Origin of the sequence: Synechococcus sp. MIT S9220 (assembly GCF_014304815.1) — a bacterium.
Lineage (GTDB): Bacteria > Cyanobacteriota > Cyanobacteriia > PCC-6307 > Cyanobiaceae > Synechococcus_C.
Window position 1 is genome coordinate 500,978 of sequence record NZ_CP047958.1, and the last position, 17,749, is coordinate 518,726.

16 protein-coding genes, 3 tRNA genes and 2 rRNA genes are annotated in these 17,749 nt (G+C 56.3%); 12 read left to right on the plus strand and 9 right to left on the minus strand.

Annotation, left to right across the window (positions count from 1 at the left end; genetic code table 11):
* Window positions 1-10 precede the first annotated feature (10 nt).
* Window positions 11-115 carry a photosystem II reaction center protein PsbM gene (psbM, locus tag SynMITS9220_RS02555; protein ID WP_006042119.1) on the plus strand — a complete coding sequence of 35 codons (105 nt, stop codon included), beginning with the start codon at window positions 11-13 and terminating at the stop codon, window positions 113-115.
* Between the two features lie 30 nt (window positions 116-145).
* Here psbM and SynMITS9220_RS02560 read toward each other — a convergent pair whose 3' ends face one another.
* A complete protein-coding gene (locus tag SynMITS9220_RS02560) occupies window positions 146-994 on the minus strand; it encodes a universal stress protein (protein ID WP_186990501.1) in 849 nt (282 codons plus the stop codon).
* Between the two features lie 54 nt (window positions 995-1,048).
* Here SynMITS9220_RS02560 and SynMITS9220_RS02565 point away from each other — a divergent pair, with 54 nt between their 5' ends.
* The 5 genes from SynMITS9220_RS02565 to SynMITS9220_RS02585 all read left to right on the plus strand — a co-directional run bounded on the left by SynMITS9220_RS02565 (window position 1,049) and on the right by SynMITS9220_RS02585 (window position 4,350).
* On the plus strand, window positions 1,049-1,498 hold the full coding sequence (locus tag SynMITS9220_RS02565) for a thioesterase family protein (RefSeq protein WP_186990503.1): 450 nt from the start codon (window positions 1,049-1,051) through the stop codon (window positions 1,496-1,498).
* Window positions 1,499-1,585: 87 nt separating this feature from the next.
* The gene (locus tag SynMITS9220_RS02570) at window positions 1,586-2,641 is read left to right on the plus strand and encodes a DNA-processing protein DprA (protein ID WP_186990505.1); all 1,056 of its coding nucleotides are present in this window, start codon (window positions 1,586-1,588) and stop codon (window positions 2,639-2,641) included.
* 9 nt (window positions 2,642-2,650) lie between these two features.
* Complete coding sequence (gene prmC / locus SynMITS9220_RS02575; RefSeq protein ID WP_186990507.1) at window positions 2,651-3,544, plus strand: peptide chain release factor N(5)-glutamine methyltransferase; 894 nt, start codon at window positions 2,651-2,653, stop codon at window positions 3,542-3,544.
* 27 nt (window positions 3,545-3,571) lie between these two features.
* Window positions 3,572-4,189 carry an L-threonylcarbamoyladenylate synthase gene (locus SynMITS9220_RS02580; protein WP_186990509.1) on the plus strand — a complete coding sequence of 206 codons (618 nt, stop codon included), beginning with the start codon at window positions 3,572-3,574 and terminating at the stop codon, window positions 4,187-4,189.
* A complete protein-coding gene (locus SynMITS9220_RS02585) occupies window positions 4,177-4,350 on the plus strand; it encodes a hypothetical protein (protein ID WP_170951729.1) in 174 nt (57 codons plus the stop codon). Before SynMITS9220_RS02580 ends, SynMITS9220_RS02585 begins: the two co-directional genes overlap by 13 nt.
* 23 nt (window positions 4,351-4,373) lie before the next feature.
* Here SynMITS9220_RS02585 and SynMITS9220_RS02590 read toward each other — a convergent pair.
* The 7 genes from SynMITS9220_RS02590 to ctpZ all read right to left on the minus strand — a co-directional run bounded on the left by SynMITS9220_RS02590 (window position 4,374) and on the right by ctpZ (window position 9,145).
* Window positions 4,374-4,445: transfer RNA gene (locus SynMITS9220_RS02590), tRNA-Thr, on the minus strand.
* Window positions 4,436-4,678, minus strand: a complete 243-nt coding sequence (locus tag SynMITS9220_RS02595; protein ID WP_115124815.1) for a response regulator transcription factor — start codon at window positions 4,676-4,678, stop codon at window positions 4,436-4,438. Before SynMITS9220_RS02595 ends, SynMITS9220_RS02590 begins: the two co-directional genes overlap by 10 nt.
* Window positions 4,679-4,726: 48 nt before the next feature.
* Window positions 4,727-5,005 (minus strand): cell division topological specificity factor MinE, encoded by a 279-nt coding sequence (minE, locus tag SynMITS9220_RS02600; protein WP_067095546.1) that lies wholly within the window; start codon window positions 5,003-5,005, stop codon window positions 4,727-4,729.
* A 5-nt stretch (window positions 5,006-5,010) separates the two neighbouring features.
* Window positions 5,011-5,826 carry a septum site-determining protein MinD gene (gene minD / locus SynMITS9220_RS02605; RefSeq protein ID WP_067095549.1) on the minus strand — a complete coding sequence of 272 codons (816 nt, stop codon included), beginning with the start codon at window positions 5,824-5,826 and terminating at the stop codon, window positions 5,011-5,013.
* Window positions 5,827-5,888: 62 nt separating this feature from the next.
* Window positions 5,889-6,569 carry a septum site-determining protein MinC gene (gene minC / locus SynMITS9220_RS02610; RefSeq protein WP_186990511.1) on the minus strand — a complete coding sequence of 227 codons (681 nt, stop codon included), beginning with the start codon at window positions 6,567-6,569 and terminating at the stop codon, window positions 5,889-5,891.
* Window positions 6,570-6,595: 26 nt separating this feature from the next.
* Window positions 6,596-7,843 carry an HD domain-containing protein gene (locus tag SynMITS9220_RS02615; RefSeq protein WP_186990513.1) on the minus strand — a complete coding sequence of 416 codons (1,248 nt, stop codon included), beginning with the start codon at window positions 7,841-7,843 and terminating at the stop codon, window positions 6,596-6,598.
* Window positions 7,844-9,145, minus strand: a complete 1,302-nt coding sequence (gene ctpZ, locus SynMITS9220_RS02620) for a carboxyl-terminal processing protease CtpZ (RefSeq protein WP_186990515.1) — start codon at window positions 9,143-9,145, stop codon at window positions 7,844-7,846.
* A gap of 66 nt (window positions 9,146-9,211) precedes the next feature.
* Between ctpZ and petB the strand changes: the two genes are divergently transcribed.
* Entirely contained in the window at window positions 9,212-9,868 is a 657-nt protein-coding gene (gene petB / locus SynMITS9220_RS02625) for a cytochrome b6 (RefSeq protein ID WP_007100534.1), read from the plus strand.
* A gap of 75 nt (window positions 9,869-9,943) precedes the next feature.
* Window positions 9,944-10,426 carry a cytochrome b6-f complex subunit IV gene (gene petD / locus SynMITS9220_RS02630; RefSeq protein WP_067095562.1) on the plus strand — a complete coding sequence of 161 codons (483 nt, stop codon included), beginning with the start codon at window positions 9,944-9,946 and terminating at the stop codon, window positions 10,424-10,426.
* A 48-nt stretch (window positions 10,427-10,474) separates the two neighbouring features.
* Here petD and SynMITS9220_RS02635 read toward each other — a convergent pair whose 3' ends face one another.
* A complete protein-coding gene (locus SynMITS9220_RS02635) occupies window positions 10,475-11,983 on the minus strand; it encodes a glycoside hydrolase 100 family protein (RefSeq protein ID WP_115124812.1) in 1,509 nt (502 codons plus the stop codon).
* 664 nt (window positions 11,984-12,647) lie between these two features.
* Between SynMITS9220_RS02635 and SynMITS9220_RS02640 the strand changes: the two genes are divergently transcribed.
* From SynMITS9220_RS02640 to SynMITS9220_RS02655, 4 genes are all read left to right on the plus strand, one after another.
* A 16S ribosomal RNA gene (locus tag SynMITS9220_RS02640) occupies window positions 12,648-14,132 on the plus strand.
* Between the two features lie 183 nt (window positions 14,133-14,315).
* Window positions 14,316-14,389: transfer RNA gene (locus SynMITS9220_RS02645), tRNA-Ile, on the plus strand.
* 9 nt (window positions 14,390-14,398) lie between these two features.
* Window positions 14,399-14,471: transfer RNA gene (locus SynMITS9220_RS02650), tRNA-Ala, on the plus strand.
* A 394-nt stretch (window positions 14,472-14,865) separates the two neighbouring features.
* Window positions 14,866-17,731 (plus strand): 23S ribosomal RNA (locus SynMITS9220_RS02655).
* Together the 16S and 23S rRNA genes with 2 tRNA genes alongside form the textbook arrangement of a ribosomal RNA operon.
* The last annotated feature ends 18 nt before the right edge of the window (window positions 17,732-17,749 follow it).

A 17,749-nucleotide genomic window follows, 5' to 3' on the forward strand; every position in this document is an offset into this window, starting at 1 on the left:
TTTCACATTCATGGAAACCAACGATCTCGGCTTCGTGGCCAGCCTGCTGTTTGTTCTGGTGCCGACCGTCTTCCTGATCATCCTGTTTATTCAGACCAACAGCCGTGAGGGGTGACTTCCCTCAGGACTATCAGCTCCCTAGTCATCACCGCTGTTCCGGTTCTCTCACGAGAAGCACTGGGGCAGGGGCATGAACTCGGATGTAATCGCTCACTGAACCTCCCAGCAGTTTGTCGAGGTCAACGAGTCCTCTCGCCACCAGAGGACGACGGTCTTGAGAGGCCAACACGACCAGATCAGCGTTGACCGTCTCGGCTGCCATGCACACCCCTTTGCCGATGTCTGAGTCGGTCACGTGCAAGGGCTTGAGTTCTACCCCCAGCTTGCGAGCTCTCTGGACGGCGCGGTCGAGGTAGGTATCGCTTTTGCTGGCTGCTCCTCGTGATGGTGTGGGGTCTTGGCGCGCCACGTGAACGCCGGTCAGTTGTCCTCCTGGAATCTCTCGCACCATTTCGCAGGCCAGCTTGAGGGCGTCGTCGCCGACTCCCGTGCCATCGATGGTGACCAGAACACGGTTGATATGACGGATATAAAGATCGTCTCGGACTAGCAACATCGGCCGGGTCGACAGTTGAAAGACGTACTGGCTCGCGCTGTTGGCCAGGATCGACCGGAGCCGGCCAAGACCTCGTGATCCCATCACGATCAGGTCCACGTTCAGTTCATCCGCCACGCTGAGAACGGTCTGCTTGGCGTCCCCCTGGCGAATGATTGAATTCACGTCCTGTGGATTGAGTCCCAGTCTCTCCACGGATTCAGCCAGAAGGCTGCCGGCACTTTCCCAGTGCTGTTGCGTTGCTGCCATGGTCTGTTCCGGGACCACATGCAGCAGGTTGATCCTGGCTGCCTGAAAGGCCGGCAGGTCACGCAGCATGTTGATCATTTCACCGACATGGCCTTTGCCTGAATCGGCGATCAAAAGGTTCTTGAACACGGCGAAGTTTCAGCCTATGCAGCAGCCTATGGCCGATTGGAGTGTCCAGTTCGGATGGTGAATGAGAGCGTTACTAGGCATCCCTGGCGCCTGGTCAAACGAGTGCTGCCACAGCACACAGACCATGGCGGTGTGATGTGGCATGGGGCCTATGTGGGATGGCTTGAGGAGGCTCGGGTGGAGGCGCTATCCGTAACGGGCTATCCCTATGAAGCGATGGCCTCAGTCGGCCTGGAAATGCCCGTTGTTCAGCTACAGATCCGCTATCGGGAAGCGCTGATGCTTGGGGATGAGGTGGAGCTGATCAGTGTCTCCAGTGCTCCCCAGGGTGTTCGCTGGCCCTGGTCGACCCGATTTATCAAAAATAGTGTCTGCGTGGCTGAAGCTTCCGTGGAGCTTGCCCTGGTGAGCGTGCATCCGGTCCGAAGGGTTTTGCGTCATCCGCCCGAAGCAGTGGCGGATGCATTTCGCGCTCTCGTCGACGGACCAAAAGAAGGGTTTTGATAGTATTTTTGTACTAGTAATGATGGCGTGTCGGAGCGCTCCTGGCGGTGGTTGTGGTTGCAGTGTCCTGGGATTGGGTCAGCCCGAATGCGCCAGCTCTGTTCTGCCGCCGCTCAGGCCCCTCAAGGTTTTCAGGAGCTCTGGAGTTGGCCTCTCTCGAAATTGCACAAGGAGTTCGCATGGCCGGCGTCGGTGCTGTCTTCGCTCGAGCGTTATCGAGCCAGCATCGGCCTGCGACCTTGCATCGAGGTTCCTGTCGATGTTTTGTTGCCTTGTGATCCTGAGTGGCCCGCTGGCTTTGAGAGGTTGGAGCGCCCACCTTTGTCGATTCAGTGGCGTGGACGTCGACGTCTTTTGTCCTTGCTCTCATTGCAGCAAGCGGTTGCGGTTGTCGGCACGAGAAGGCCTTCTAACCACGGCCTTCGGATGGCGGACAAATTGGGTCGAGCCCTTGCCCAGGCTCATTGGCCTGTGGTCAGCGGTCTGGCTGAGGGCATTGATGCAGCTGCACATCGAGCCTGTCTTCAGGCTGGCGGCAGTCCCGTCGCGGTGCTTGGAACGCCGCTGCATCGTGTTTATCCGCCTGAGCATCGCGCTTTGCAGCACGAGGTCGCGCAGGCTGGCTTGCTGATCACTGAGCTCCGTGATTCCGAGTGCGTCACACGATCCAGTTTTGCTCTGCGCAACCGCTTGCTCGTTGCTGTGACCAAGGCTGTTGTGGTGGTGGAATGTCCAGAAAACAGTGGGGCGCTGCGTTCGGCAGCGATGGCGCGTTCTTTGGGTATCCCGGTCTGGGTTGTTCCAGGCGATGCTCTGCGGGAATCGTCTCAAGGCAGCAATGCGTTGCTGCAGTCGGGGGCGCTGCCGCTGATCAACACGCAGACTTTGATGGATCAACTTGGGGCAGGCCCTTGTGTGTCTTCTTTTAGGCAGGGTGATGCCTCTGCGTTGCAGTCAAAGAAGCCTCAAACTTCCGACCCTGTGCAAACCCATTTACTGAAGCTGGTGGATGACGATTCCAGCTTCGACGAGATGGTGCAAGCACTTCAATCCAATCCTGAACGTGTTGCAGCGGAGCTGCTGAAGCTTGAGTTGGAGGGTTTGGTGGTGGCGCAGCCAGGGCTGCGCTGGCGCTCGCTCTAGGTTGATTTCATGGAGTCCGCCTCGTGCTCAGGACAGGAGTTGCTGGCTTGGCGTCGCCGACAGTTGCTGCGTGGCGGGCGGGCTGTTGATCTCGACTGGCTTCTGGCGATGGAGGCCAACCTGAGCTGGGCTGAATTGCAGCGGCTGCGCATCTTGCCTGAGTCAACCGCTTCTCTGGCCAGCACCCTCCAGGACCTGGAGAAGCTCTGGGCCGTGCATCTTCAAAATCATGTTCCGTTGCAACATCTCGTCGGACGTTGTCCGTGGCGCGATCTTGATCTTCAGATCAGCCCAGCCGCACTGATTCCCCGTCAGGAGACCGAGCTTCTGATTGATTTTGCGCTTGATTGTCTGCAGGATCCACTAACGGCAGGCTGTGCCTCTGCGGGTCGCTGGGCAGATCTCGGCACAGGCAGTGGAGCCCTGGCCATTGCCCTCGCTCGTGCACTGCCGGGTTGGGACGGACATGCTGTGGATCTCAGCGCTGCTGCTCTCAAGTTGGCGCGGATCAACCTCAACGCCTTGACGACGTCTCGGACATGGCAGCTGCATCAAGGGTCTTGGTGGGATCCCCTGGATCGCTGGTGGGGACAGTTTGATCTTGTTGTGGCCAATCCGCCCTATATCCCCTCCGAGGTTGTGGAGGTGCTCGACCCTCTCGTTCGCGACCATGAACCCAGGCAGGCGCTGTGCGGCGGTGAGGATGGTTTGGATTGCTGCAGAGCGATCCTGGAACGGGCTCCTGAGGCGCTCTCTCCAGGCGGATGGCTCCTGCTCGAGCATCATCACGACCAGAGTGATCAGGTGCTTGGCCTGATGAGGTCCGCAGGGCTGGTGTTGTCCAGAGCCTGCTCAGATCTCAGCGGTGTGAAGCGTTTTGCAATCGCTAGACGCCCCCTTTGACTCGGATCTTGTTGCTCGCTCGTTCCCATGACCAACGATGAGTCCCCATTGATGTCAGCCAAGGAGTTGGCCCAACATCTCAGGGGTGGTGGAGCAGCTCTGCTGCCCACGGATACCTTGCCAGCTCTTGCTGCTGCTCCTGACCATGCGGCTCAGATCTGGACCCTCAAGCAGCGTCCGCAGGACAAACCACTGATCCTGATGGCAGCACAGGCCGACCAGTTACTGGCACTCACCAGTGAAGACGCCAGAGTTGATGCTGAACCGCTGGCCCGTCGCTTCTGGCCAGGCGCACTCACTCTGGTGCTTCCTGTGGAGGGGCATCTGACTCAGCGCCTCAACCCTGGTCAAGCAACTCTGGGCATGCGCATTCCAGATTGTGATCTCACCCGAGCCCTGCTGGCGCAGAGCGGTCCACTGGCCACAACCAGTGCCAATGCTTCCGGAGCTCCGCCAACTCAGAGCGCAGAAGAAGCCGCTATTGCTTTTCCAGATCTGCCGTTGCTGACTCCTTTGCCCTGGCCTGATCCCTCTGGGCTGGCGAGCACCGTGATTGCCTGGACATCACCAGGTTGCTGGCAACTCCTGCGCCAGGGCGCTGTGATGGTTGATGTGATTGAGAGATCTCCCCCATGCTCTGGCTGATCGCGCTTGTGCTGGTGCTCCAGGCCCTCTTTCACTGGACGCTGGAGCCTGCGATCCGATGGTTCACGCCCTTGTTCGAACTGAGGGTGCTGCCTTTGTTGTTGGGCTTGGTAGGAATCTGGTTGCTGGCTGGGCGCACTGACTCAGATCGAGTGCCCTGAACAGTCGTATTTGAGTCCCGAGAAGCCGGCTGACGGATTTGAACCGACGACCTTCGCTTTACAAAAGCGCTGCTCTACCACTGAGCTAAGCCGGCAATGATCGAACTCTACCGGCGCACATCCGCTGATCCGCGCTGACCTGATGCATCCACCAGAGACTGAGCTGCAGTCTTGAACGACAGCCTGTCTTTCTGAGGGAACTGCTGATATGGCTTTCAACCGTTCGCACACTCAGAACCAGTGCTTCAGCGATGGCGTGGTTGCTGCAGCCCTGCAATAAAAGATTGAGCACGCCAATTTCGGCTGGTGTGAGCTGAAAGTTCGTCATGGATCAAGGGAAGTCCTGCTCTTGGGATTCCCCTCAATCGCCGTGCCGTCAATCTTGTGAGCTAGTCGCCATTGAACGTCGGATCGGCAGATTGGCCACGAGTGCTGTGACGCGATCTTCGGTCTCCAGGCTCACATCGCCTTCCTCGAGATCAATGTCCACGTATTTGGCCACGACTTCAAAGATTTCGCGTCGCATCTGATCCAGCGTTTCAGGGCTCAGGTCGCTGCGATCGTGAGCCAGAACCAGTTGCAAGCGTTCACGTGCAGTGGTTGCACTGGCGGGCTGACGGCGCAGGATTTTGTCGATCAAGTCTTGCAAGGTCATGGCGTTCAGAAAATCTTGGTTTGCATCAGTTGGCGCACCCTGGCGCGAATTCCCCGTCGTCCATCCTTCGCAGGGTCCATCAGTGGGATGTCCTCTCCTTGAAGGCGACGGGCGATGTTCCCGTAAGCCTTGGCAGCAGGAGAAGCACTTCCATTGAGTGTCAGAGGCTCCCCTCGGTTGGTGCTGACAATCACCTGTTCATCTTCAAGAACCAGGCCAAGCAGCGGTAGAGCCAGGATGTCGGTAACGTCATCGACCGCCAACATCTCCTGATTGGCCATCATTTTTGGCCTGACTCGATTCAGCACGAGCTGAACGGGTGAAACCCCATGGGTGTTGAGCAATCCGATCACGCGATCCGCGTCTCTGACTGCAGACACTTCCGGGGTCGTGATCACGATCGCTTCCTTCGCTGCTGCCACGGCGTTCTTGAAGCCGTCTTCGATGCCTGCGGGGCAATCGATCAGCACGTAGTCGAAACGTTCCGACAGCATTCCAGCAATGGTCTGCATGTCTTCAGGTTTCAACCACTCGAGCATGCGTGGATTCCCCGCAGGCAGCAGTGCCAGGTTCGGCTCCTGTTTGTGCTTCACCAAGGCCTGATCAAGGCGGCAGGTTTCTGCCAGCACTTCCTGAGCAGTGAACACGATTCGATTCTCGAGTCCAAGCAACAGATCGAGATTTCTGAGGCCGAAGTCCGCATCGAGAACCACGGTGCGAGCCCCTTGCCCGGCTAGAGCAATGCCGAGATTGGCAGTGAGGGTGGTCTTGCCGACGCCGCCCTTTCCCGAGCAGATCAGGATCGTTCGCGAATTGGTCACGGGGTCCCGTTTTGATCGCGCCACCTTAATGGCATTAATTCATCTCGTCCGCCTGAAATCGATCAGATTTGCTGAGGCAAAAAGGGCGGACTGGCTGGCTCGATGGAGATGGCACCATCGAGAATGCAAGCCTGCTCGGCCAGACCAGGCTGGGGCCGATCCTCAGGACCTCGGGCCACAAGCTCCGCGATCCGCAGCTGAAGTGGCCTCAGTTGCAACGCCACGATCTTGGCGTTGCTGTTGCCCTTGCTGCCTGCGTGAGCCCGGCCTCGTAGACGTCCCCAGACATAGACATCCCCCTCGGCGGACGCTGACCCCCCTGGATTCACATCACCCACGATCAGCAAGTGACCCTGGGTTTCGATGTGATCACCGGACCGCAAGGTTCCCCGATGAACTGTGAGGTCAACCATGGTTTTGGTCGCGTTCGGCTGATCATCCCTGCCTTCACGTGTGGGAATGACATTGCTGGCCTCGCGAACAGACAAACCCAGTGCCGCTGCGCTGATCAACGTGTCGCGGCAGCGCGTGATCAGCAGCTGAACGCCGTGGCCAGCCTGATCTAAAGCATGCAGCAGCTCGTCTAGATCGCGACAGCTCAGGCTCCAGTCTCCGATGTCTAGATCCAGATCACCTGGAGGGAGAGATGGCAGCTGTGCCGGAAGCCATTGCTGCCAGGACACGGACCGGAACGCCGGCAGCCTGAGGCAGTAAGGAACCTGAGGTGTTGGTTCAGCGGTCATGGCCGGAGATTAGTGAGATCATCCGCCTAACGAATGCTGGCCATGGCCACATGGAGTTCGGTTGTGATCTCTCCCGGGTGAATTAACCAGGCAGATGCCGCGGGAATCGCGAGGCTGTTCACCAGTGGCGAGCACTGTTCGAGCGCCTGAAGGCTTTGACCATCCCAAAGGCGCAATCCACCTCGATAGGGGTGATATCCCCGGATTTGATGGTGCCGAAGTCCGCAACACATTTCAGGGTCGAGGCCTGCTGCAGCCGCATAAGTCTGCGCTTTAGCCAGCAGTTCCAACTGTGTTGATGCATCCATCTGGCTGACATCGAGAGCTTTAAACAGTCGGCGGTTGAGGAATCGATCGCAGAGATCGGCAAGCGGCTCCGGTGCCTCCTCTCTCCATCGCTGAAAGTGATAACCGGTGCGCAGGTCGTCGTTGGCGAGATAACTGTGGAGGTCAAGCTCCTGGGTCTGCCACAGCCAAGCCTGCATGGTTTGGTCAGCCCAGATGCGACTAGGTCCCAGCAGTCGTGCTTGGCGGATCAACTGATCTAGCAACCAATTGCAAACCACATTGAGGCGGTGGTTATAGACGCTGCGGTACATCAGGCTGCGGACCACCAGGTAATGCTCCACCGCCATCAGCCCTTTCGGATGAATGGCTAATTCACCATCGGGCGCCAGGGTGATCGCACCAAGGATGCGATCAAGATCCAGCTGGCCATATCGGGCCCCTGTGCTGTAACTGTCGCGCAAGAGGTAATCCAGACGATCGCAGTCAAGCTGGCTGCTCACTAGGGCCTTGATGACGCCCCGTTCTGCACGACCATGTTCGAGAAGATCGGCCACCGAGGCAGCTGTGCCTGTTGAAAACTGTTCGAGGGGGGCCTGAATGTCGGGGTGTTCCCGGATCACACGCGCTGACCACTGTTCGTGGTGCGTGCCAAACATCTCCTCGCCTGAATGGCTGAGAGGAGCATGGCCAAGGTCATGAAGCAGGGCGGCGGCGTAAAGCACACCCTTTTGTTTGTTCAGAGAGGGATCGAGCTCAATCAGGCGGCCCATCGCTCGGCGGGCGATGGCAAAGACACCCAGTGAGTGAGTGAATCGGCTGGATTCCGCCCCGTGAAACGTGAGGAATGCTGGGCCGAGCTGGCGGATACGCCTCAGTCGTTGAAAAGGAGCCGAGTCCACCAGCGCGAGCACCATGGCTTCGGCGGGTTGATCGGCGTCCAGGCTGATGCCGTGATGAAGTGGGTCGTGATAAGTGCGGGAGCCCATTCAGCTCGTTGGCTCCGCTTCAACGTCATCCGTGATCGGCATGGGATCTGGACTGGCCTGACTGGCTTCCTGATCAATCATCGACTGGAGCACGAGTTCGGCGTCGCTTAGCCAGCGATCGCCTTCTCCGCCGGGATTCAGTGGTTCAGGTCCGTCAAGAATTCTGTCTGGAGTGATGCCTTCGCCCTGAATGTCCCTCCCGCTGGGAGTGACATAGCCCGCCACCGTCACGGCGAGTCCACTGCCATCACTGAGGTTGGTCAGAGTCTGAATCAGGCCTTTGCCGAAGGTGTTGCTGCCTAGCAGCAGTGATCGTTCATCGTCCTGAAGTGCGCCCGCAAGGATTTCGCTGGCACTTGCTGTCCCTTCATTGACCAGCGTCACCATCGGTCCGCTGTAAAGCACTTCAGCTCCTGCCTGGATCGGATCGGCGATGCCGCTGCGATTTCGGGTCTCCACGATCGGCTGCTGATCCAGAAATGCATCGGCAACCTCAAGCCCTGCGCTGACCAGCCCCCCTGAGTTGTTGCGTAGATCAAGCACCAGCCCCTCAACGCTCTTGTCGGAGAGCTCGTCGATGGCTGCGCGAACCTGTTCGGGCACGCCTTCGCTGAACTGTGTGATCCGGATGTAACCGAGCGTGTGGGTGTCACTGCGCAGCCGCCTTGTCCGCACCGGCCGCAGATCGATGTTGCGTCGTTCCAAAGTGATTTCCTGCTGCTCGCCTTGCGGTGGCAGCAGGGTGAGCACCACCTGGGTTCCCACTGCTCCCCGGAGGCGTGCCGCGATCGTTTCGAGGCCGAGCATCTCGACAGCCTCTCCATTCACGGCCAAGACTTCAGTTCCACTGACGATGCCGGCTTCAGCTGCGGGGGACCCTTCCAGTGGAGCAATCACCACGGTTGCATTGCTGTCTTGGCGATGACCGAGCTGCAGGCCAACGCCGCTGAGGTTCCCCTCGTTACTGGCCTTCATTACCTCGTAGTCCGCAGGTCTCAGCAGGCGGGTGTAGGGGTCATTGAGCGGCAGCAGCATCGCCTCGATGGCGCTGTAAGCCTCTTCGCTGCTTTCAATGGTGTTTTCAAGAGCCTTCTGGCGAAGGCGTTTCCAGCGGATCCGATCGAACTGGTCAGGGTCCAGATAACCCTGGTTCACAAGACGCCAGCTTTCCACCACCAGTTGCTGCGCATCGTTGAGCGCCAGGGCCTGCGGGCTGGCAATCAGAACGATGAGAATGGCACTCGCCAAACCAAAAGCCAGACGTCGCAGACGATCTGGCCATCCGTTAACAGTCGGCAACATTGGCTTCATCCCTGCCCGCAACCGGAACGACATCGGTAGACTCTCGCAATCCAAGCCCACCTCTGCATGGCGAACTCCTCACCTGTCTACGACTGGTTCCAGGAACGTCTTGAAATTCAGGACATTGCTGATGACATCAGCAGCAAGTACGTGCCTCCACACGTCAACATTTTTTACTGCCTCGGTGGAATCACACTTGTGTGTTTCCTGATTCAGTTCGCGACAGGCTTCGCGATGACCTTCTACTACAAACCCACGGTCGCTGAGGCTTACACATCCGTCCAGTACCTGATGACGGATGTGAGTTTTGGATGGTTGATCCGTTCGGTTCATCGCTGGAGTGCCTCGATGATGGTGCTGATGCTGATTCTCCACGTGTTCCGGGTCTATCTCACTGGCGGTTTCAAGCGCCCCCGTGAACTCACCTGGGTCACCGGCGTCACGATGGCTGTGATCACTGTCTCCTTCGGCGTGACGGGCTATTCCCTTCCTTGGGATCAGGTCGGCTACTGGGCTGTGAAGATCGTTTCAGGTGTTCCTGCTGCCATCCCAGTGGTTGGAGACTTCATGGTTGAACTGCTCCGAGGCGGTGAAAGTGTTGGCCAGTCCACACTGACTCGCTTCTACAGCCTTCACACCTTTGTGATGCCATGGCTTCTGGCGGTGTTCATGCTGATGCACTTCCTGATGATCCGGAAGCAAGGTATTTCTGGTCCCTTGTGATCCGTTTCAGTCTCTGAGCGCTCTGTCGTTCAGCCCCCCTGGTCTGCTTAAGGTTCAAACAACACCCCCTGATCCATGCACATCCTCAAGAAGCCGGATCTGAACGATCCCAAAATGCGCGCCAAGCTCGCTAAGGGCATGGGCCACAACTATTACGGCGAACCTGCCTGGCCGAACGACCTGCTCTACATCTTCCCGGTAGTGATCCTGGGCACCATTGCCTGCATTGTCGGACTTGCCGTCCTGGATCCCGCCATGCTTGGCGACAAGGCGGACCCCTTCGCAACCCCTCTGGAAATCCTTCCTGAGTGGTACTTGTATCCCGTTTTCCAGATCTTGAGGGTTGTTCCCAACAAGCTTCTGGGAATCGCTCTTCAGACCCTTGTTCCTCTCGGTCTGATGTTGGTTCCGTTCATCGAGAGCTTCAACAAGTTCCAGAACCCTTTCCGCCGCCCTGTCGCAATGGCTGTGTTCCTGTTCGGTACAGCAACAACCATCTACCTCGGTATCGGTGCAGCAATGCCCATCGATAAATCTCTGACCCTGGGACTCTTCTGATTTTCCCTGAGATGGATCTCATCGGCCCAGCCCTATGGCTGGGCTTTTTTAATGGTGATCCCAGTCGTGATCATTGTCTTCAGGAAACTCATCCGCAGGGTCAGGAACAGCTCCTTCATCAAGGTCCAAAAGCATCACGTCATCTGGATTGACGCGCAGGAAGTGGTGGAGCAGCAGAAAACCAACAATCGTCCAGGTCTGGTAGGTCCTCGACTGTTGGCCCACCCAGGTCCCTGTTGGGCCATCGAAGTATTCAGCCCACTGTTGCCTTGGTAACTGGTTGAGATGACTCCAATAGCACTCCTCCAGCAGTGCTTTCATCTGCCCCATCAGCAGGACATCGGCATGGGGATGGCGGCGCTCGTGCAGAAGGATGGAGCCACCGAAGAACCACAACAGGCTCGGCCAGTGGCCACCGTTGTGATAGCTCCAGGGCCAGTTCTTCGGATCCGACCCGGTCTTGTTTTGCCACTCAAGGCTTTCCATCGGAGGGTGGCAGATGCGCATGGGCATCTCGGCCATTAGGTGGTCGCGGTTGTGCAGCGTCAAGCGGAACAGTGCACGTTGTTGTGGGGCCGTCAGCAGTCCGAACAGGCAGCCGAGTGAATTTCCGAGGCTGTAGAAGCGGAAGTCCGGACGTCCTGTGCGCATGTTGCCGATCAGGTAGCCCCCACGGTTTTCCAGCCAGTCCTGCAGCCAGTCAGGAATGACTTGAGGCTGAACATTGAATTCGTTTTGGTGCTGGTTGTCTCCGTATTGTTCGGTCGGTCTGCGACGCAGCACCTGCATGGTTTTGCTCGTGACCCAGTAGTGCTTGAGAAGAAACTGGCGAAGGTCGTGAACCCACTGCCGGGTTAGCACCAGTCGTTGATCCAGCAGCCTGCTGTTGTGGTGCTTTCGTCCCAGCTCCATGAGCTGAGTGCAGCAACGCAGAGATCCGTACAGCAACACCTCCACTTCCAGTGGTGCACCCCAGACGTCCATCGGACGGTCAATCATGAAAGCGCAGTCCGGCACGAACAGCACCGGAGTTCCTTCAAAGGTGGGATGCAACACAAGGTCCAGCAGCAGCTGAACTCCGCGCTGAACAGCCTGACTCGAGGCGAATTCCTCGTCTCCACTGGACTTCACGTACATCCAGCACAGAACCGGCCACCAGAGGCTTGCGTCGACTGAGGTGATCCGACCGATGGAGCGTTGGCCATAGTCCGCAATCAGATGTCCTTCCTCTTCCACGAAGCTGGTGGGGAAGACTCCTCGTGTCTGGTAGGTGGTGCTCTGCAGGTCAAGGCAGATGGTCAGGAATTGACGGACAATGTCGAATCGTTTCTGCGTCAGCAGGTAGACCATCACGGGAACGTTGTCCCTCAGGAAGATCTCGCCGTAGTTGAGAGCTTCGTCGTGACGGGGATGTTCCAGGGCGGCGACGCTGCCAGCCAAATGTCCACGCAGGGGAATCAGCGTTCGCTCGAAGTGCTCGCGGGCCTTCTGGACCACCTGGTCTTCCTTTGAGCTCGGTCGGACACGCTGGTTCTGCTGGCTGAAGCGTCCTGCCATGATCCGTTGCGTGTAGCCAAAACGTAGTGCTGGCTTTCGATTGCGGCAGTGGAAGCAAGTCTTGAGATGCGATCAGTTGCGTCAGGGGGTGTTTGTGAGTTATGTTTTTGGACTGCGCGGCAGGCGGAAGCCTGGAGCGCAGTCACTGAGCATGAAGAGCGCGAGCTTGTAATGTTTAGGGGTGCTTACAAGGCCAAGAGGGAGCGATCCCACGGTGTTGTAGGTTTCACAAGCGGTCGCGAGACCGCACCGCCAACCGTTCCTGAGAGGGAACGCGACGGCAGAACCTGGACAATCGAAAAGTTTAGGAACTGACGCTTTCATCGCGTCGAGTTTTGATTGCTGAGCTGAAAGGTTTGGTGATTGAGCTTGATGATATAGCGATGTAAGTGTGAGGTCCCGTCAACAATTTTTAGTTGCAAAGAAGCAACGTGCTTACAAGATTAGAAGTTTTCACGAGCTTTTGATGTTGTCGGTGTGCGCGTTGTGGAGCAACGACCGGATCTGAGATCCTGGAAAGTCACGAGGGAGAGATTCTAAGTGCACTCTTAAGAACCCTTCTGTCAGAGGAAGGTGGTTTTAACTGCAATCAGTGCGCCAGTGCTGATGAGTGGGTAAAGCAAATCAAGTTGAAGAGGTGAAAGCCTTTAAGAGGACTTGATCTACAACGGAGAGTTTGATCCTGGCTCAGGATGAACGCTGGCGGCGTGCTTAACACATGCAAGTCGAACGAACCTTCGGGTTAGTGGCGGACGGGTGAGTAACGCGTGGGAATCTGCCCTCAGGAGGGGGATAACGGCTGGAAACGGCCGCTAATACCCCATATGCCGAGAGGTGAAATGAATTTCGCCTGAGGATGAGCCCGCGTCTGATTAGCTAGTTGGTGAGGTAAGAGCTCACCAAGGCATCGATCAGTAGCTGGTCTGAGAGGATGATCAGCCACACTGGGACTGAGACACGGCCCAGACTCCTACGGGAGGCAGCAGTGGGGAATTTTCCGCAATGGGCGAAAGCCTGACGGAGCAACGCCGCGTGAGGGATGAAGGCCTCTGGGCTGTAAACCTCTTTTCTCAAGGAAGAAGATCTGACGGTACTTGAGGAATAAGCCACGGCTAATTCCGTGCCAGCAGCCGCGGTAATACGGGAGTGGCAAGCGTTATCCGGAATTATTGGGCGTAAAGCGTCCGCAGGCGGCCTTTCAAGTCTGCTGTTAAAACGTGGAGCTTAACTCCATCATGGCAGTGGAAACTGTTGGGCTTGAGTGTGGTAGGGGCAGAGGGAATTCCCGGTGTAGCGGTGAAATGCGTAGATATCGGGAAGAACACCAGTGGCGAAGGCGCTCTGCTGGGCCATAACTGACGCTCATGGACGAAAGCCAGGGGAGCGAAAGGGATTAGATACCCCTGTAGTCCTGGCCGTAAACGATGAACACTAGGTGTCGGGGGAATCGACCCCCTCGGTGTCGTAGCCAACGCGTTAAGTGTTCCGCCTGGGGAGTACGCACGCAAGTGTGAAACTCAAAGGAATTGACGGGGGCCCGCACAAGCGGTGGAGTATGTGGTTTAATTCGATGCAACGCGAAGAACCTTACCAGGGTTTGACATCCTGCGAATCTCTTGGAAACGAGAGAGTGCCCTCGGGAACGCAGTGACAGGTGGTGCATGGCTGTCGTCAGCTCGTGTCGTGAGATGTTGGGTTAAGTCCCGCAACGAGCGCAACCCACGTCTTTAGTTGCCAGCATTTAGTTGGGCACTCTAGAGAGACCGCCGGTGATAAACCGGAGGAAGGTGTGGATGACGTCAAGTCATCATGCCCCTTACATCCTGGGCTACACACGTACTACAATGCTACGGACAAAGAGCAGCAAGTTCGCGAGGACAAGCAAATCTCATAAACCGTGGCTCAGTTCAGATCGTAGGCTGCAACTCGCCTACGTGAAGGAGGAATCGCTAGTAATCGCAGGTCAGCATACTGCGGTGAATACGTTCCCGGGCCTTGTACACACCGCCCGTCACACCATGGAAGTTGGCCACGCCCGAAGCCGTTACTCCAACCCTTGTGGAGGAGGACGTCGAAGGTGGGGCTGATGACTGGGGTGAAGTCGTAACAAGGTAGCCGTACCGGAAGGTGCGGCTGGATCACCTCCTAACAGGGAGACAAACAATGATTTTGATGTCTGAGTACTTAATTCTTAGGCCGAAATCCTGTCACCTTAGGTCGATCGGTACCTCAATTTTGAAGTCAAGAATACATAGAGATATGGATTGCTTGATGGAAATTTTCAGTTCCTAAACTTTGTCTAGGTCACATCCCACAAGGGTTGAGTCTTCCTGGGCCATTAGCTCAGGTGGTTAGAGCGCACCCCTGATAAGGGTGAGGTCCCTGGTTCAAGTCCAGGATGGCCCATTCGGTGTTGGGGGTTTAGCTCAGTTGGTAGAGCGCCTGCTTTGCAAGCAGGATGTCAGGAGTTCGAGTCTCCTAACCTCCACTGATCGAACTCAATCTCCATCTTCTGAATGATGGAAGGTGAACTCGAATGTGATGTGATTTAGATGTGTCCGCTGGCATGACCCCAGCTTCCTGTCATTCCGAAATGACGTGAATTATCATGATCTTTTGGTTGATAAGATGCTGGGCTCGAACTGTTTAAGCAGTTTGATGTCTAGCAGAACCTTGACAACTGCATAGGAAAAAGTCTGTAAGAATAAAGCATCTCTCATGGATGCATCATTCTTTTTTAGGATGATGTCAATTCTTGAGCAAGAGCCGAGACTCCATAACGTTCTTCTAATTGTGTCGAGCAATTGGGAGTTTGATGATTGATTCAGCAATGAATCGTTCAGAATCTGTTTCAACGACAGCAAGCGTTTTGGAGATTAAATGGTCAAGCTACAAAGAGCTCACGGCGGATACCTTGGCACACAGAGGCGATGAAGGACGTGGTTACCTGCGATAAGTCTCGGGGAGCTGGAAACACGCTTTGATCCGGGAATTTCCGAATGGGGCAACCCTTAGAACGGCCAGCTGAATCCATAGGCTGGCACGAGCCAACCCAGCGAACTGAAACATCTTAGTAGCTGGAGGAAAGGAAAGTAAAAACGACTCCCTGAGTAGCGGCGAGCGAACGGGGAAGAGCCTAAACCGATGGTTTCGACCATCGGGGTTGTGGGACAGCAATGTGGAAAAGGGATGTTAGTGGAAGTGTTTGAAAGACACGCCAAAGAAGGTGAAAGCCCCGTACACGAAAACTGAACTGACCTAGCTGTATCCCGAGTAGCACGGAGCACGTGAAATTCCGTGTGAATCCGCGAGGACCACCTCGTAAGGCTAAGTACTACTGTGTGACCGATAGCGAAACAGTACCGCGAGGGAAAGGTGAAAAGAACCCCGGGAGGGGAGTGAAATAGAACATGAAACCGTGAGCTTACAAGCAATGGGAGCCCGACTTATCGGGTGACCGTGTGCCTGTTGAAGAATGAGCCGGCGACTTATAGGTACTGGCGGGTTAAACCGGAAATGGTGGAGCCATAGCGAAAGCGAGTCTGAATAGGGCGTTTGTCAGTATTTATAGACCCGAACCCGGGTGATCTAACCATGGCCAGGATGAAGCTTGGGTGATACCAAGTGGAGGTCCCAACCAACTGACGTTGAAAAGTCACTGGATGAGCTGTGGTTAGCGGTGAAATGCCAATCGAACCCGGAGCTAGCTGGTTCTCCCCGAAATACGTTGAGGCGTAGCGTCTCGTGCTCCAGCAGGGGGGTAAAGCCACCATTTCGGTGCGGGCTGCGAGAGCGGTACCAAATCGAGATGAACTCTGAATACCCTGTGTGTAGCGAGGCAGTCAGACTGTGGGGGATAAGCTCCATGGTCGAGAGGGAAACAGCCCAGACCGCCAGCTAAGGTCCCCAAATCAACGCTAAGTGATAAAGGAGGTGGGATTGCCCAGACAACCAGGAGGTTTGCCTAGAAGCAGCCATCCTCAAAGGAGTGCGTAATAGCTCACTGGTCGAGCGATCCTGCGCCGAAAATGAACGGGGCTAAGCGTTGTACCGAAGCTGCGGATTTATGGTAGGGGAGCGTTCTATGTGGGGCGAAGCGTTAGCGTGAGCGGGCGTGGACTGCATGGAAGTGAGAATGTCGGCTTGAGTAGCGAAAACATGGGTGAGAATCCCATGCACCGAAACCCTAAGGGTTCCTCCGGCAGGCTCGTCCGCGGAGGGTTAGTCTGGTCCTAAGGTCAGGCCGAAAGGCGTAGTCGATGGATAACAGGTCAACATTCCTGTACCGGTTATGTTTTGGGAAGAGGGACGGAGAAGGCTAGCCGAGCCAGACGTTGGTTACTGGTTCAAGCGTTCGAGGCTATGAGGAGCGGCGAAAACGTTCCGAGCTGAGGCGTGAGTACGAGCTGCTACGGCAGCGAAGTCGGTGATGTCATGCTTCCAAGAAAAGCTCTATACCCGTTAAGGCATAACTGCCAGTACCCGAAACCGACACAGGTGGGGTGGTAGAGAATACCGAGGTGCGCGAGGTAACTCTCTCTAAGGAACTCGGCAAATTAGCCCCGTAACTTCGGGAGAAGGGGTGCCACCGCAAGGTGGTCGCAGTGAAAAGGCCCTGGCGACTGTTTACCAAAAACACAGGTCTCCGCTAAGTCGCAAGACGATGTATGGGGGCTGACGCCTGCCCAGTGCCGGAAGGTTAAGGAAGCCGGTCAGCGTAAGCGAAGCTGGCGACTGAAGCCCCGGTGAACGGCGGCCGTAACTATAACGGTCCTAAGGTAGCGAAATTCCTTGTCGGGTAAGTTCCGACCCGCACGAAAGGCGTAACGATCAGGGCGCTGTCTCGGAGAGAGGCTCGGCGAAATAGAATTGTCTGTGAAGATGCGGACTACATACACCCGGACAGAAAGACCCTATGAAGCTTTACTGTAGCTTGGTATTGTGCCCGGGCTCTGAATGCGCAGGATAGGTGGGAGACGTTGATCTAGTGCTCGTGGGTACTAGGGAGTCAATGGTGAGATACCACTCTTTCAGAGCTAGGGTTCTAACGTTCACCCGTTATCCGGGGAGCGGACAGTATCAGGTGGGCAGTTTGACTGGGGCGGTCGCCTCCTAAAAGGTAACGGAGGCGCACAAAGGTTTCCTCAGGCTGGTTGGAAATCAGCTGACGAGTGCAAAAGCAGAAGGAAGCTTGACTGTGAGACCTACAAGTCGAACAGGGACGAAAGTCGGTTTTAGTGATCCGACGGTTCTGAGTGGAAGGGCCGTCGCTCAACGGATAAAAGTTACTCTAGGGATAACAGGCTGATCTCCCCCAAGAGTTCACATCGACGGGGAGGTTTGGCACCTCGATGTCGGCTCATCGCAACCTGGGGCTGAAGTCGGTCCCAAGGGTTGGGCTGTTCGCCCATTAAAGCGGTACGCGAGCTGGGTTCAGAACGTCGTGAGACAGTTCGGTCCATATCCGGTGTATGCGTAGGAATATTGAGAGGATTTCTCCCTAGTACGAGAGGACCGGGAGGAACGCACCTCTGGTGTACCAGTTATCGTGCCAACGGTAAACGCTGGGTAGCCATGTGCGGAGTGGATAACCGCTGAAAGCATCTAAGTGGGAAGCCCACCTCAAGATGAGTATTCCCATGGGGTAACCCAGTAAGGTCACGGGAAGAACACCCGTTGATAGGCTCTACGTCGAAGTCCAGTAATGGATGCAGCGGAGGAGTACTAATAGACCGAGGGCTTGACCATGATTTGGTTCTTGCCTGA

What these genes read in the sequence shown, in the direction of transcription:
- minE (WP_067095546.1), bottom strand. Translation starts at nt 5,005, where the DNA reads ATGACCTTGCAAGACTTGATCGACAAAATCCTGCGCCGTCAGCCCGCC.
- SynMITS9220_RS02580 (WP_186990509.1), top strand. Translation starts at nt 3,572, where the DNA reads ATGACCAACGATGAGTCCCCATTGATGTCAGCCAAGGAGTTGGCCCAA.
- SynMITS9220_RS02595 (WP_115124815.1), bottom strand. Translation starts at nt 4,678, where the DNA reads ATGACGAACTTTCAGCTCACACCAGCCGAAATTGGCGTGCTCAATCTT.
- petB (WP_007100534.1), top strand. Translation starts at nt 9,212, where the DNA reads ATGGCGAACTCCTCACCTGTCTACGACTGGTTCCAGGAACGTCTTGAA.
- SynMITS9220_RS02635 (WP_115124812.1), bottom strand. Translation starts at nt 11,983, where the DNA reads ATGGCAGGACGCTTCAGCCAGCAGAACCAGCGTGTCCGACCGAGCTCA.
- prmC (WP_186990507.1), top strand. Translation starts at nt 2,651, where the DNA reads ATGGAGTCCGCCTCGTGCTCAGGACAGGAGTTGCTGGCTTGGCGTCGC.
- SynMITS9220_RS02585 (WP_170951729.1), top strand. Translation starts at nt 4,177, where the DNA reads ATGCTCTGGCTGATCGCGCTTGTGCTGGTGCTCCAGGCCCTCTTTCAC.
- petD (WP_067095562.1), top strand. Translation starts at nt 9,944, where the DNA reads ATGCACATCCTCAAGAAGCCGGATCTGAACGATCCCAAAATGCGCGCC.
- SynMITS9220_RS02570 (WP_186990505.1), top strand. Translation starts at nt 1,586, where the DNA reads ATGCGCCAGCTCTGTTCTGCCGCCGCTCAGGCCCCTCAAGGTTTTCAG.
- ctpZ (WP_186990515.1), bottom strand. Translation starts at nt 9,145, where the DNA reads ATGTTGCCGACTGTTAACGGATGGCCAGATCGTCTGCGACGTCTGGCT.
- SynMITS9220_RS02615 (WP_186990513.1), bottom strand. Translation starts at nt 7,843, where the DNA reads ATGGGCTCCCGCACTTATCACGACCCACTTCATCACGGCATCAGCCTG.
- SynMITS9220_RS02565 (WP_186990503.1), top strand. Translation starts at nt 1,049, where the DNA reads ATGGTGAATGAGAGCGTTACTAGGCATCCCTGGCGCCTGGTCAAACGA.
- minC (WP_186990511.1), bottom strand. Translation starts at nt 6,569, where the DNA reads ATGACCGCTGAACCAACACCTCAGGTTCCTTACTGCCTCAGGCTGCCG.
- psbM (WP_006042119.1), top strand. Translation starts at nt 11, where the DNA reads ATGGAAACCAACGATCTCGGCTTCGTGGCCAGCCTGCTGTTTGTTCTG.